7 protein-coding genes are annotated in these 14,132 nt (G+C 57.6%); all 7 read right to left on the reverse strand.

Going from position 1 to position 14,132, the window contains the following annotated elements; genetic code table 11:
* Positions 1 to 212: 212 nt before the first annotated feature.
* The 7 genes from EFD55_RS06655 to EFD55_RS06685 all read right to left on the reverse strand — a co-directional run bounded on the left by EFD55_RS06655 (position 213) and on the right by EFD55_RS06685 (position 14,117).
* Entirely contained in the window at positions 213 to 2,945 is a 2,733-nt protein-coding gene (locus EFD55_RS06655; protein WP_167493241.1) for a DEAD/DEAH box helicase, read from the reverse strand.
* A 243-nt stretch (positions 2,946 to 3,188) separates the two neighbouring features.
* Entirely contained in the window at positions 3,189 to 4,601 is a 1,413-nt protein-coding gene (locus EFD55_RS06660) for an EH signature domain-containing protein (RefSeq protein WP_125843826.1), read from the reverse strand.
* Positions 4,598 to 5,479: an OmpA family protein gene (locus EFD55_RS06665; RefSeq protein ID WP_125843827.1), complete on the reverse strand. Its 882-nt coding sequence runs from the start codon at positions 5,477 to 5,479 to the stop codon at positions 4,598 to 4,600. Before EFD55_RS06665 ends, EFD55_RS06660 begins: the two co-directional genes overlap by 4 nt.
* A gap of 70 nt (positions 5,480 to 5,549) precedes the next feature.
* Positions 5,550 to 7,709 carry an anti-phage ZorAB system protein ZorA gene (zorA, locus tag EFD55_RS06670; protein ID WP_125843828.1) on the reverse strand — a complete coding sequence of 720 codons (2,160 nt, stop codon included), beginning with the start codon at positions 7,707 to 7,709 and terminating at the stop codon, positions 5,550 to 5,552.
* A 403-nt stretch (positions 7,710 to 8,112) separates the two neighbouring features.
* Positions 8,113 to 9,315 (reverse strand): GIY-YIG nuclease family protein, encoded by a 1,203-nt coding sequence (locus EFD55_RS06675; protein WP_125843829.1) that lies wholly within the window; start codon positions 9,313 to 9,315, stop codon positions 8,113 to 8,115.
* Complete coding sequence (locus EFD55_RS06680; RefSeq protein WP_125843830.1) at positions 9,315 to 11,438, reverse strand: DEAD/DEAH box helicase; 2,124 nt, start codon at positions 11,436 to 11,438, stop codon at positions 9,315 to 9,317. The genes EFD55_RS06675 and EFD55_RS06680 overlap by 1 nt, the downstream gene beginning before the upstream one ends.
* Positions 11,439 to 14,117: a class I SAM-dependent DNA methyltransferase gene (locus tag EFD55_RS06685; protein ID WP_125843831.1), complete on the reverse strand. Its 2,679-nt coding sequence runs from the start codon at positions 14,115 to 14,117 to the stop codon at positions 11,439 to 11,441.
* Positions 14,118 to 14,132 lie beyond the last annotated feature (15 nt).

The following is a 14,132-nucleotide window of genomic DNA, read 5'->3' on the forward strand; positions in this document are numbered from 1 at the left end:
CTCAGTATTTTGAAATTGTGCGTTGTGGCATCATCGCACCGTCGCGAGGGCTTTGAGCACCATTTAGCGGCACGGGGAGCGGCAATAATCTCCGTTTTACTGGCGAATTCGCGAGGCGGTCACAAGCCGCTAGGCTGTCCATTGGCCTCCCGGCAAGCTTGCGCCCAATGGCCACGCGAAGTCTTTCACGGATGGAACAGGTATCTCCATTCTCACCCAACCACCTCCGCAAACAGGCCATCGACATCTCGTTCCGAAGTCGGCGGTGCCAGCATGTCTCGCGACAATGATCGCTTGCGCTCTAGTAAATCGTGCAGTTTCTGGTCGAACGATCCCGCTCCATGGGTGGGGTGGATCGCCATGGGCAGATGAATGGTAACATCTTTGGTTTGACCGATGCGAAAGGCGCGGTCGTTGCATTGATCCTCGACCGCCGGATTCCACCATCGGCTGAGGTGGATCACATGATTGGCCGCCGTGATCGTGAGGCCGATCCCCGCGGCTTTCGGCGAGAGGATGAGGAGATCGAAACCTGTCGGGGCCTTTTGGAAGGCATCGACGATCTCCTGGCGCTGTCGGCCGACCATCGTCCCATTGATGATGGGTGGTCGTGCCGACAGATTCAGATGCTCCGCGATCGCTGCTGCAAACGTCTGCTGCATGGCTCGGTCCTCAAGAAACACAAGCGCCTTCTCCGACCGGCCGCGGATGTCCTCAAGAAGAGTGATGGCCTTCTGCACCCGAGCAGAACCGTTGATCCATGACATGCGCCAAGCTGCATCATAAGCATTGGCCTCGCCTACGCGATCAGGATGCAACGATATTCCGCGGAGCAGATGGAGGGTTTCCAGCATGCTCTTGCGGCTTTTCGATCCCGCCCGTGCCGCTGCGACGGCTTCATCATATGCCTTTGCCTGGCTCGCCGGCATCGCGACCGAGTATGGCATGATATGCTTGGCTGGCAGATCCTTTGCGACGTCATCCTTCATACGCCGCAACATGATGGCGGGCGCATTGCCCTGAGGCCGATCCATCTTTGCCTTTAGCTCGGCAAGGGCCTGCGGATCTTCATCGCCATACGTGCTGGAAAAGGTCTTAAGGTCACCCAGATAGCCGGGCGCGATCCGATCCATGATGCACCATAGATCCTCCAGCCGGTTTTCGATCGGCGTTCCAGTCATGCCCAGAACGAAATCGATGTTCATCGTCTTGGCGGTGTGGCTGTTGATCGAATCCGGCGACTTCACTTTCTGCATCTCGTCTAAGATTGCGATCGAATAGGCGATTCGCGCAAAGCTGCGGTGATAAAGGGCAAGTGTCTCATAAGTCGTGAGGATCCAGTCGGCCTGTCGCATATAATCGACATCCAGCGCGTCCTCCTCGGTCCATCCGGCGCTTTTGCGAGTCTTAAGTGCCTTCAGACCAGAGCCGAATGCCTCCGCACAGGAACCAAGCCTGCCCGGCTTGAGATGGATGCCCGCCTCTTTTTTCCAGTTGTCGAGAAGGGACGTCGGAGCAACGATCAGGATGGGGCCCTGCAGCGCCCGATAGGCGCCGCGCCTCGCCGCCATGTTGTCCCTGATCCAAGCAAGAAACGCGAGCGCCTGAAATGTTTTGCCAAGCCCCATGTCGTCGGCGAGCAGCGCACCGGGCCAACCTTGCGTCCAGCAATTGCAAAGCCAGTCGAAACCCTGGAGCTGATGCTGCTTAGGCTGTGTGCCGTTTATGCTCTGCGTTGGAAAGCCGCCGGGGATGAGCCTGCTTCGTTTCGTCAGTCTGGACTGGAAGACGAGCTCCTCCAGGTTTTGCCTGATGATCAGGACGTCATTGTCCGAATCCTCGCGAGGCGCCCTGTCACCCTGCGGCTCGCCGGAATAGGACACGCCGTCTTCATCGAGCCTCGTGAGCATCGTTCGAACATCTGTGGTTGGATAAAGCTCCTGCTCGAAATTGATCTCCTCGGAGCGGTCCTGCTCCGCCTGGTCACAGAGAACTTGCAGCTCCTCGATCTTGTCCGGAGTGGCATTGAGCGTCTTGCTGCCAATCCGAACGACGAAGTTTTCCGGCAGCCACTGGTTGGACTTTTTCTTGATCCAGGGCAGGCTTGGTTTTTGCCACAGGCCCAGGCCTTCGATCCGATCGGAATATTGCGCCGTCTCGACGAACAGGCTGGAGGCGAGCACGTCGCCGTCGTCGCCCAGCGCCGCTGCGATACGGGTGCGCGGGTTCTTCAGGAATTCTCTGCGGGCCTCGGGCGATGCTCCACGCATCTTCTTGACCACGTCAAGGGCGGTGCGCAGCGTTGGCTCCAGCAGAAGGTAGGTATTGCGGGCAACCACATAAGCCGCTTCGGTCTTGCCGGGCCGGGAGAGCGCCTGTTCGTAAAATGTGTCTTGGAGGATTGGCGGCAGTAGCGCATCGGCATCGTTGCTGCGCTTTTCGGTGTCCGAAGCCCAAGCCAAGGCATCGTCGCCATCGGTTTCCGGCGCATCATTGCCATCGTCGACCTCGCCAAGCTCAGGCTCGATCGTGCGCGACATCAGCACCGGCAGGAAATCGGTTCCCTGAGCGGTTTCGCGGACCTCAAGGCCGAATGCGCCGGCCTGATAAATCGTCAGAGAACCCACAAACTTGTCGGCCTGCACGTCGCTGCCAAGATGAGCCTTCAACTTATCCTGAACCTGCTGCCAGAAAGGAAGGCGCTCGGCGAAGGGTTGGCCGGCGGAATTGTTGTAGTCGCGGGCAGCGATGTGGATGTCGTAGAGCGGGCGAGACAATCGTGCCCAGTCGCCACCCACGCGGAGGAAGGGGCCGTGAAAGTCCGGGGTGATGGCCCGCGAGTTCCGGTCCTGCCAGTTCAGAAGGAGGGTGCTATCGGAGTTGTCGATCCGACCGCGCATGGAAAGGCTGACCGAAAGACCGACCAGTTTGGGCACGCGCAGCATATCGGCCTGCGTTGCCGACAAAGACAAGATGAATTCCGGCTTTGCGAAGACACTATCACCTGAAGGAACGAGGTCACCGGCTGCGACGGCATGCGATAGAAAGCGGAAGCCGTGATCTGCAGCGGCAGCCTTGTCGCCCCACTGCTGATAGGGAATTGCTTTCTTGCCGAGCAGGCCTCGCTGCTCGAACTCGATGAGAGCGCCGTTATGCTGCGGGATGCACCTGAAGCTCATGATCGATCCCTATTGGTAGTCACTGGGCTGCAACCTCGTATTCGTCATCCGGTAAATTCGTTCGGCGACGACACGCTGCCAGCTGTAGGTTTTGGGTGAGCTATGCGTTTTAACAAGATAGCGCGAGGTTTCGATATCGTCTTTTGAAATTGTCACATCGTCCGAACTATAGCTTCTCTGATAGAGCTTTGGTGCGCCTCGCTCGGACGCATCGGACCAGATGTTCACCTTGCCATTATGGCTCCAGTCGGCGACAATTCCTTGACCAACCTCAAGGAGAAGCACTGCGTGTGTGCGCTGGATTTGTTTGGAGCCAGCACTGACAAATGTGGCAAAGTCCACATTCTTGCCAAAACGACTACGCGCCAATCGAGCGCCATCCTCCGCGAAGACCACCCACGCGCCCCTAATGATACCTTTCCGGTGCGCGGCTTCCCAGAACGCACGTCGATATCGCCACATCTGAGCGTCGTTCGGATCCTTTACGGTGAGCCCCACAATATCAAGAAACTGCCGAAGCGATTGCTCCGTGAGCCACGAGACGATCAATGCCTTGATTTGCGGGAAGCGTTCCCAGCGGCCGGGATAGGTTCGCGGATCTTTGAAAATCGAGACAATGAAATTCAGGAAGATATCTTTTATCGCCTTCTCGGGCGACTTGCCGAGAAACGGTTTGATCAACGCTTCGGCTATCTCCAGATCAAGTCCCTTGAAGACAAGCTCGTTCCGGCTGTCGAGCGCGTATGATCTGACCATATCCAGGCGCCTCATATGGTCGGGCTCAGCCCCGTCGCCGAGTTGCACCAAAAGGTTTCGGGTGATCGCCTCCGTGAAGCCGGACTGCGCGTCGAGCGCACCGAACCCGAGAGATCGCATCGCGTCGGAGGGCGACATAGCCTGCCGCAACGCCAAGGCTGCGATATTCTTGGGGCCAAGGACCGGATCGTAAAGTGCATAGTCGTTTTGATATGACGCGAACGGCTCGCCCCAACGGAGACTGCCTCGTTGTAAGATGGAGCTAGCGAGCTCAAGTCCTGGCCTGTCTGAGCGAAACTGTATCAAATATACAGCCGCGAGTGTCCGAAACAGCTTGCGCTTGTCGCTGCGATCCACCTCCTCGACAATTCGCCTCAGGACCGCCGGGTGGTCGGCTAGTGGCGTCTTGGCCTCCCAGAGACACCAGATGGCGTCCCGGTATTCCTTTGTCGACAAAGCATCGTCCGCCAGCAACATCGGCAGCAGTCGCGCGGCGATTTCGTTGATCGAAGCCACGTCATGTCTTGCGCCATCAACAGCGCCAGTTGCGCCAATTGATCGCGCTGCTTCATGCACGTAAGTGTATTTGGGTATCACATCATGACCGGTCAGCCCGGACGCGCGGGCTGACATGCCTGTGCAAGCTTCGCGGAAGAGCCCAATCATCTGAGTGTCGCCGCTTCCTGCAGTTTCTCAATCTGTCCTTCCATGTCGTCAGTGAGCCGCAGTACATCTTTTAGTCGATCGGAAGGATCAACCTGCATCACGAAGCGCATGTCGATACGCCGGTTCTTTTCCCAGGCCTGCTGGGCATTTTCGGCGGCTTGCGCGGGCATTTCCGTTCCCGGTATAGGGCGCGTCGAAGAATAGCCTGAAACGGAGAGAATTTCTTTCTTCTCCGGGTTTCGAAGTGCTCTCAGCGATGGCTCGAAGGCAGTCAGCGTTCGGTAGGTCTCGACAGCCCGTTCGGTCGATAGCTGCCAATTCCGGCTATCGCCGGCCGCGGTCTCCGATCCCTGTCTGTCTGTGTGCCCCTCAATGAAAACGGTGTCGATAGCGGCGCCAGGCGCAAGCTGTTTGCAATCCGTGGCACTGCTTGAAACGACGCAACTTGTGTATCGCGGCAACACCCGCGCCAGCACAGCGGCGAGCTTTCGAACATTGTCGGCAGCCTGGGCACTCAAGTTTGACTTGTCGGTGGCAAAGCGAATTGCGTTTTCCGTCAGGCGCAGAACGCCGTTTTCGCGATCGATCTGAACGTCGAGGCCCGTAGCTTTCAGCTCTCGCTCAAGATCGTTCAGCAAGGCAGTCCGCTCTCGCTGCGACTGGCTCAGATCCTCGAGTTCTTCGTTGATCTCGGATCGCAAGCTATGGAGCTGCTCGCTTACCTGCCTGACCTTCTCGAGGACTTCTTCGATCTGGACCTTCGATTTATCGGCTTGCTGTTCGGATTCGTCGGTCTGCTTCTGAAACTGCAGCGCGAAAACCATCAACATGATGATGAAGATGAAAAGGATGCCGACCATCATGTCGGTCATCGACACGAAGTAGTTTTCCTCTTCCTCTTCGACCGCCGGTCTACCGGCGGCATCGTCAAATGCTAGCATGGCTCACCTACTCCGCCGCAGGCCGGACAGCCGATCGCAGGTCTGAGATCGAGCCGGAGAATTCGTCGAAGGAATCGCTCATTTCCTTGACTGACGAGGACAGCGTATTGACCGCATTAGCGAGCCCGCGATCGATGTCGGTCGCATAGCGGCTCAACGTGTCGCCCTGCTGCTCCGTTGCGGTTGCGAGGTCGCTGACCGATTTCGCCAGCGCTTCGTCGATTCGGGCGAACCGTGCTTCATAATTGCTCCAGATCGCGGCCATGCTCTCCGATTGCTCACGCAGGGATCCGTTCAGTTGCTGTGACGCTGCCTGGCTTGCAGCGAGTGCCTCGACTGCCAAGCGAAGCGAATTTTCGAAGCTCGACGTTGCCGAAGCGATCGTCTCGCCAGACTGCAGCAACGGTGCAGATGCGGAGCGAATATCGGTTGCAGTCTTTGAAAACGCATCGGAGACAATGCGCGTTTGTGACGTCGCTTCGCCAAGGGCACTAGCCTGTGAAGAAAGTGCTGAATTGGATCCGCGCAATGCACTTTCGAAGCGGTCTATTTCCTGACGGATAGTGGCAATTGCCTCGGCAAGGCCTGTCTTGATAGCCTCGGCGGCCCCCGCTGCAACTGCGCTGACGATAGTGACGGCACTTTCCTGGGCAGTCCTGATTTGCTCCTGCGTCTTCGTCACGCCATCCCGCAGATCGCCGTCGAGGGATAGCATACTGCCGGTCAGCGTAGTGACCTGGCTCTCCAGCTTCTCCATCACCCGGCCCATGGCAGCCTCGATCCGCTCCGAAGCGCCGCCCGCGGCGCGCCCAAGCTCCGTGTCGACCTGCTCGCTCGCCTTGTCGAATGTGGCCTTCATGGCAGCGAGTATCTCCGCAAGCCCATCGCGGTTGCGGTTGGCGCCGTCGTCCATCGAGCGGGCGGCGTCGCTGACCAGGCGGTTGAGGTTTTCCGCCGCATCGCTCATACGGCGCGCAAAATCCTCCCCAGAGCCCCGCACGCCGGTTTGCATATCGGCAAGTGTCGCCTGCATGGCGCCCAGCGTTTCGGCAAGCTGACGCAATTCCGTGCCGGCGCTGCCTTGGACGCTTGACGAGAACTGCTCGAGCATGTTGTTGATGCCGCTCTGGCTGTTCTCTGTAATCTTGCCGAGGACACCGGTGATACTGTCATTGATCGGCGCCATTGCGGACGCAAAGGCCGACTGGATCTGCGGCTCAAGTTGACGGCCCATCTGCGCAAAGAACTTGTCGCTGTTGATTTCCTTCAGTTGATCCCGCTGTTCCTTGGCCGCTTCGGCGATCTCGATGGCAACCGATTGCGGTGGGACATATTTGAGCCGGGTCTCCGCCGCCTCACAAAATTTGTGCACGCTGGCCTCAAGCCAGATCGTGTAGACCCTGAAGACGATGGATAAAAGAAGCGAGCAGCCAAGCCCGGCTATGGAAGTGGTGAACTTGAAGGATGCGATCTGCAGTAGCTCGGTCATGGCCACCTGCATCTCGTCCACATTGCCTGCACTGGAAGCGCTTCCCGCTTTGTAGAGTGCCAAGACGATCCCCGCGAATGTCAGCAGCAAGCCCACGGCAACAAAATAGCCGGGAATGCTCGCCATCATCTTCAGGCCAAAAAAACGGTCCCGAATGGCGCCGAAATGGATGAAGCTCTGAGGGCGCACAGTGTTCTTGATGAGCGGTGGCTCACCGACTGACGGCTTTATCAGGGTTTCATCGAATTCACGCCAGGCATGACCTAGCAGCTTACTGCCTTCCAAGTGATGATAGATCGACTGATCGTATTCGTTGGCAAAATCAGCCCGTGTTTTCTGCCGCGAGACAACGCGGCGAAGATTGTAGAGCGCCCCGATGATCGCGGCGACATGGAGTAGGCCGAAAGTCACCATCAAGGAAACGGCCACCGCGAAAATAAGGGACGCAAGACTGAAGATGAAATCCGTCCGGCTCAATGCGTCCAGCGCAGCTTTTGCTTCCTGCGCACCAACCTGACCACTCAGCAACGCCAAACCGTTACCAACGCGTTCGATGATCAAACCGACATCGAGCGGCGGCAATACAAAGCTTAGCGCGAAGACAACCCCGATCGCCAACACCCAAAATGCCACCAGCCTCACTAGCCAGTTCCAGCACAAACTACCGAGATTCCCCATGCCCCTACCCACAATTTCACCAGAGCTTGGTCGGCGATTTGCACCAGCGGCCCGATGTGCCTGAAATACTGTGCGATGCAATCGCACCGGTTGTTTTTATTTCCCGCTAAATGCGGGGATTGTCCAGATAACAATCGGATTACTTTGTTGAAATGGATAACGCAGCGGCTAATGTTACCTCCAAAGCTGCCATCCGGAGAATGAGACGAAGCAAGTCGTCCACGCCGCGAAGCTCGACGCGGGCCTGGACCTTTTTACTTCTGGCTGCGCAGCCGGATAGCGGCTCGGTCCCCGCCGGGCAGCCTAAGCTGAGCATCTTTTCAAGCTGATGAATGTCGTCCGCTTGTACTAGCTACACTGGCGTCGAACATCCCATCATAGGAAATTATTTCCGCTCCCAGTCCTATCTTCTCACTATCTTCTGCGTGTCGCGGTCATATCGATAGAGGTGTAGCTGCCCGACTCTGATAAGTTGTGCTGCCTGGCCAACGTGCTCCGGCAGCACATAGAACCACTCGCGCGGTCGGATTCTCTTGGAGAAGCGATCAATGATAAATAGCTCGCCCGGTCGCGCGACATCGAAGAAGCGGTGGAGCAAGTTTTCGACCTTCGAGCGTGACAGATTCTGCAGTTCGTAGGTCGCCACGATTTCCACAGGCGCGAGAAGGAAGGTGGGATCGTTCCGAGCATCGGCCACGCGACGCCGGACATCCTGTGATGTCACGCCGATCTTGTAGAGAATTTCACGCTGCGGTTTGATGGCTGGGTCTTCCGAGAGGCTGCGTGCCACGTAGATGGTTCCGGACAGCGACACCTTGTCAGTTTCCCAATCCGGATCAAGAGGACCAAGACCCAGGCGCTGGATCACGCGCGCCGTCTTGTCATCGTTCAACGACTTACGGAACGACGACATCAGGGGGTCGCTCTCGGTGCCGTTGGAGAAGATCACGCGGAGGCGATGATCGCGGGCGCCGCCGCGCTGGGTGCTTTCGCTTTTTTCCGCAATATAGGCCAAAAGGCCGCTGCGAATGAAAAAATCCCCTTCCAACGGTTCGATAACCGCCCATTTCTCGATCAGGGTTGCTTCTCGTGCGCCGCCGTCCAGGGCCTGCTGCATGGTCTCGAACAGGCTGGCGAACTGATCGAAATCCTTGCAGGGAACGAAATCAGCCCGGTGATCCGGCACCTGTCTTTCCGCCGCTGGCGTCACATGCTTGAGTTGAACAAGCTCCGGCTGCACATCGAGGCCGTCGTCTGAGAAGATGTCATCGAGCGAGTCCGGGATATCATCATCGTTCACCTCGTCCCGCCATGAGAGCGCAACTTTTTGCTCTTCGATCTTCAGGAGCCCAAGTCTGTCGGCTTGACGTAGCTCATCGCTTGGCGATTTGACGAGGCTTTCCCAAATCGTGCCGAGCCGCATTTCTTCGTGACTGTGGGCACTCGGATCTGGCAGACGCCCATGTTGTTCGTAAAAGCGCGTCACATCGGTTAGGATTGAAACGCCACCGCTGTTCGGCGACGCAGCCCTTGGCTTAAGCTTCACTGTGAGTAGGCCGAATTCATCCGGCTCGGAGAAGATCTCGTCCAGTGTCGGTCTTGGCATCAGGGCGTTGCCTCGCGCATCACCTGGGCTTTGCGGTTCTTCAACCAGGCTAAGGCTTCGGCCATCCGTTTCTCCAGCGGATCGGACGCATGCACATTCGGCTCACGCCCTTCCTGCGCCCGGAACCGCTTGATCCGTGGCCAGAGGGTTCGGGCCTCTTCTTCGGTCATCTGAATGCGCATGGCGACCATGGCAGATTGAACCTGAGACAGGAGCGGGGCGTCGAAGCTGCGTGATGCCACTTCGAAACACTCCTGGAAAGCGTTGACACTGTCGATGAGGTCGATGTCGAGTTCGCGAACATTAATGAAACGGCGGACCATGGCGAGCAGCGTGTTTGGTGCCGCTCTCATGTCGTCATCTGCACCCTCTGCATCTGGCTGGCTGGCCCCGACGCCGGTTCCCTGTACGCCGTCAGCGTGATCGGCGCCGATGAACGGCGTGCCGGCATCCTGAAAACCGCGCTCGGCTTCCTGGCGTGCCAGTGTCAGCAGGTTCATACGGGCGGCAAGGTTCTGGCGGATTGCCTCGGTCTCGTCGCCGCTCAAATTTTCGTAGCGGTGTTCAATAATGTCCGTCAGCAACATCTGGGTTGCCACTTCCGGGGCCGTGTCCGGAGAGACGATCCGTGCATCGACCGCCTGGCAAGCCGTTGCCATCAGATCGGCCATGTCATTTTCGCAGATCTCGCGTGCCCGGTTCGTCGGGGGCTCCATCAGACCTTTGATGCCAATGGTGATATTGCCCTGACCGTCATCGGTGATCGGCTCCCGTATATCGCCATCTTCCCGGCGGTAGAATTTGAAGTTTGGGGCCAGCACCTGCTCCATCAGCAGCGAGCCGGAAATGGCCTTCAGCATGTCATTGACGGCATCCTTGACCGCAGCCGTTTCCACGCCTGGTTCAGCCACCAGATTGGTGAAGATGGCTTTCGGCTTGCCGGGCGCATCGCGCGTGGCCCGGCCGATGATCTGAACGATTTCCGTGAGCGACGCCCGATAGCCGATGGTCAGCGCGTGCTCACACCAAACCCAGTCGAAGCCTTCCTTCGCCATGCCCAGGGCGATGATGATGTCCACCTTGGCGCGGTCGGCTGCATCGTCACGCCTGCCATCCGGGCCTCTCATCTCCCGCGAAAGCGCAGCCTTCACGCCTTCGCGTTCCGGGCCATCATTTACCAGATCGGCGATTTTCAGGATTCGACCGTCAGATGTCTGAATGAGGTCAAAGCCCGTCCCGTCTTCCACGCCTATGTGTTTGCCGATAATGGACTGGATGTCTCCGACCTCCCCGAACTTATCACCGTAGGCTTCTGCCGAACCGCGATGGGGAATGTGGATGATGGTCTTCAGCGTCGTGTCGAGCACATCGGGAATTCCGTTGAGATATCGGCCGCGATAGAAGCTATAATTGACGCCGAGTGCCTTGAGATACTCATAGCCCTCAAGCTGCTCGTAATAGGAGTAGGTGATGGTGGTGAAACGCGCCTCGTCTTCCGGGCGTAGCACGGGCACGGCGTCGCCACGGAAATAGGAGCCGGTCATAGCCATCACATGGCTCTGGCCGCGCGTCACAATCCGCCGCAGGATTTCGCCTAGCCGGTTGTTGTCGGCTGCTGAAACATGGTGGAACTCGTCAATGGCGATGAAAACGTTGTCGAAGGCCTGAATGCCGTGTGCTGCCTCCACAGCCTCAAAGCCGAAACGGAACGTGGCGTGGGTACAAACCAGCACGCGGTCGTCTGACTGTATGAAGTCCGAAAAGGCCTTCACCTTCTGCGGCGTCGAGCCCTCTTCGGTGCCGGACAGGCAGAGGTTCCAGCGTTCTTCCACCTCCCAGTTGACATCGAAACCATAGCTTTTCAGATCCGTGGAACGAAACGAAGCGCCAATCGAGGTTTCCGGCACGCAGACAATGGTCTTGGCGAGACCTTGCTGGTTCAGCTTGTCCAGCGCAACATACATCAGCGCACGGCTCTTGCCAGCGGCAGGCGGCGCCTTCAGCAGCAGAAACTGTGCGCTACGGGCGGCATAGGCGCGCGCCTGCATGGGCCGCTGGCCCAGCGCGTTGGTGGCCTTGGATTGCCCTGTGCCGGCATATCGTACATTGACCATCTCCACCATTTACTTCGTCCCCTGCTTCACCCGCGCCGCATACAGCTTGAACAGCTTTTCCAGCCGCTCGGTGTCGTTACGGAAGGGGCGGCCAACATACATACACTCCAGCAATTCATCATTCTCTCGGTGAACCGCGCGCAGGTCGTCCGGCATATCGTCTGGATCGTAAAGTTCAGCAATGGTTTCGGGATAATGCTGATAGCGCGTCTTCAAGATGCGGCGTGCGGAGGCAGAAAGCTGTTCAAGTTGGTCGGCGGTAAATTTTGGGACTGGAAAGGTGTTCCAGCCTAGGGTGTTGGAATAGCGGAAGTCCGACTTTAGCTTGCCGCAAACGGTCGCAATCCAAACAAGGTGCAGACGGGAAGCGATCAGAGCGATGCACCAATCCGGGGCATCATAAAGTACGTTGTTCAGATCTGACGAAATCACGTCTGCCCCCACAAAATCCACTGGCAAATATGGCCGGCGTTCAGAAGTTACACGGGGAATTAAAATCGCATGCTCCTTCGCCCAATTTTGCGCTTGGCGAAACCTGTGGGGGTAGGCCGCAGCAGGCCTCGTTTGTGCAGCTTTGCTGGCAGAACGGAAGGCTGCCACTTGCTCGAAGCGCGTTCGAATTGGTGGGAACCGGGCAGCGTCTTCTGCCAAGCTATCAGGAACCCAAAGGCAATATCGTAACCTGCCGTTACAGACCTCATCAGATCCCATAAACTTCTTGATGAACTGTCCCGCCTCTGGGTAATCGCTGAGTAGCGCATGCCGCTCTTCACCGCTCAATATGAGGTGCCCGCCGTCAGTCGGCTTGTTGCCATATTCCATATACGGCAACTCAAAAAGTGATCTGCTCTCTGCGTGGACATAGATGATTGGGGCATCCAATAGGTAGGCGTTGATGTTGGCGACGCCAGCTTCCATTTCTCCCTGAAAGAGCCGCTTCTTATCTTTGCTGGTGTTACGAAGGCCGACAATGACGCAGATTACGGCGGCATTTGCAGAAGCGTTGTTGCGCCATTTAAAGGACGTGTGGGCGAATCCGATCTCGACACCCCCGGTCAGCAAATGAGGCCACAAAGCGCCGACAGATTGCCCTTGGCAAATCGAATTAGTCGAAACCAGAGCTGATTTTGCTGCTCGTCCTCGAATGTAGTTGGCGGCTTTGAATACCCAGCATGCAACAAAGTCGAGCCGCCGATGTGCTTCCAGATGTTCAGATAGAACGAAGTCCATATCGTCATTCTGCTCATCCGTCCTTGAGTTATCGCCGAGGAATGGGGGATTGCCAGCGATGTAAACCTCATCATCGCCTACCGGAGCTGGACAAACCTCCGCCCAATTAAGTCGAAGGGCGTTGCCACATTTGATCTGACCGCCATCCCGCAATGGCAGCAGGGCTGGCATCCGCCCAAACACATCTGCAAAACGCGCATTGGCCTGATACTCGGCGATGAACAATGCCAGCTTCGCCGTTTCCGCTGCAAAGTCCGTCAGTTCGATGCCGTAAAATTGGTTGAGGCTCACCGAGGAGAACATCACATTTTGCGGATTGTCCTCCAGCTCGCCGAGCCGCGTCAGGATGCGGATTTCGCGCTCGCGCATCTGACGGTAGGCGACGACCAGAAAATTGCCGGATCCGCAGGCGGGATCGAAGACCCGGATTCTTGACAGGCGATGGAGCTGGACTTTTAGCGCCGCGGGCTTCTCCCAGGCCTTGTCCAGCGCCTCATCCAGATCATCCAGAAACAGCGGCCCCAACACCTTCATGATGTTCGGCACCGAGGTGTAGTGCATGCCGAGTTCGGCGCGGGCCTTGGAATCCGCAATCGACTGGATCATCGAGCCGAAAATATCCGGATTGATCAGCTTCCAGTCCAGCTCTGCGGCGTCGCGCAGATAGCGGAAAGAGATGGGATCGAATGCTGGCGCCTCGATGGCATCGGCAAATAGCCCGCCATTGACGTATTCAAACTTCTCCGTCCAGGCAGGCAATCCCTCCCGCTGGCCCTTCGGCAGGTTCATGGCGGAAAATGCCTGCACCAGCGCATCGTGGGCATGCTCCCCCTTGTTGCCGCCATAGGAGAAGACGGCAAACGAGAACTGATCTTCCTTGAAGACGCCGACATCCTCGGAAAACAGGCAGAAGATTAGCCGTGTCATGAACAGGTTCATGGCATGGCGTCGCTCCGGCGTCGCCCAGTCCGGGTTCGCCTTCAAGAGAGCATCGTAGAGCTTCGCCAGCTTGCCGGTGGCCTTGATATCGACCGGGTTTTCTTCGGCCGCCCGATAGCGCTCCTTGCCTGCAGCGGGCAGGAAGAAGGAAAAGTGTGTGCCAAGTTCGGCGAAGGCGCAATGCAGAGTCTCACCGGATTTCGGATGCTCGGCGGCGATCATCTCGCCATCGGTGGCAATCAGGATCGCGGGCTTGGCTTTTGCCGAGCGCCTGGATGCACGCAGTGCCTCCAGCATGCCTGCCGCCGCGCCCGGAAGTGCAGGGGCGTAGTGAAATTTGGCGTTTAACAGAACGCCGCCCGGAATATCTGATTTATTGGTCGTGCCCGCCTTCAGCTTGGCGACCGTCGCCTGGGCATTGTCCGTTGCCTGGGCAAAGGAATAGCCGAACTCGACTGGATCGAACTTGGCTTTGGCTACGGTATCAAGGGCGTCGGCAATTTCCGTGGGGTTCATCATGAAGGATCAGGCTTC

This window comes from Rhizobium pisi (genome assembly GCF_003938655.1).
GTDB classification, from domain to species: Bacteria; Pseudomonadota; Alphaproteobacteria; order Rhizobiales; family Rhizobiaceae; genus Rhizobium; species Rhizobium pisi.

What these genes read in the sequence shown, in the direction of transcription:
- EFD55_RS06655 (WP_167493241.1), bottom strand. Translation starts at nt 2,945, where the DNA reads ATGCTGCGCGTGCCCAAACTGGTCGGTCTTTCGGTCAGCCTTTCCATG.
- EFD55_RS06660 (WP_125843826.1), bottom strand. Translation starts at nt 4,601, where the DNA reads ATGATTGGGCTCTTCCGCGAAGCTTGCACAGGCATGTCAGCCCGCGCG.
- zorA (WP_125843828.1), bottom strand. Translation starts at nt 7,709, where the DNA reads ATGGGGAATCTCGGTAGTTTGTGCTGGAACTGGCTAGTGAGGCTGGTG.
- EFD55_RS06675 (WP_125843829.1), bottom strand. Translation starts at nt 9,315, where the DNA reads ATGCCAAGACCGACACTGGACGAGATCTTCTCCGAGCCGGATGAATTC.
- EFD55_RS06680 (WP_125843830.1), bottom strand. Translation starts at nt 11,438, where the DNA reads ATGGTGGAGATGGTCAATGTACGATATGCCGGCACAGGGCAATCCAAG.
- EFD55_RS06685 (WP_125843831.1), bottom strand. Translation starts at nt 14,117, where the DNA reads ATGATGAACCCCACGGAAATTGCCGACGCCCTTGATACCGTAGCCAAA.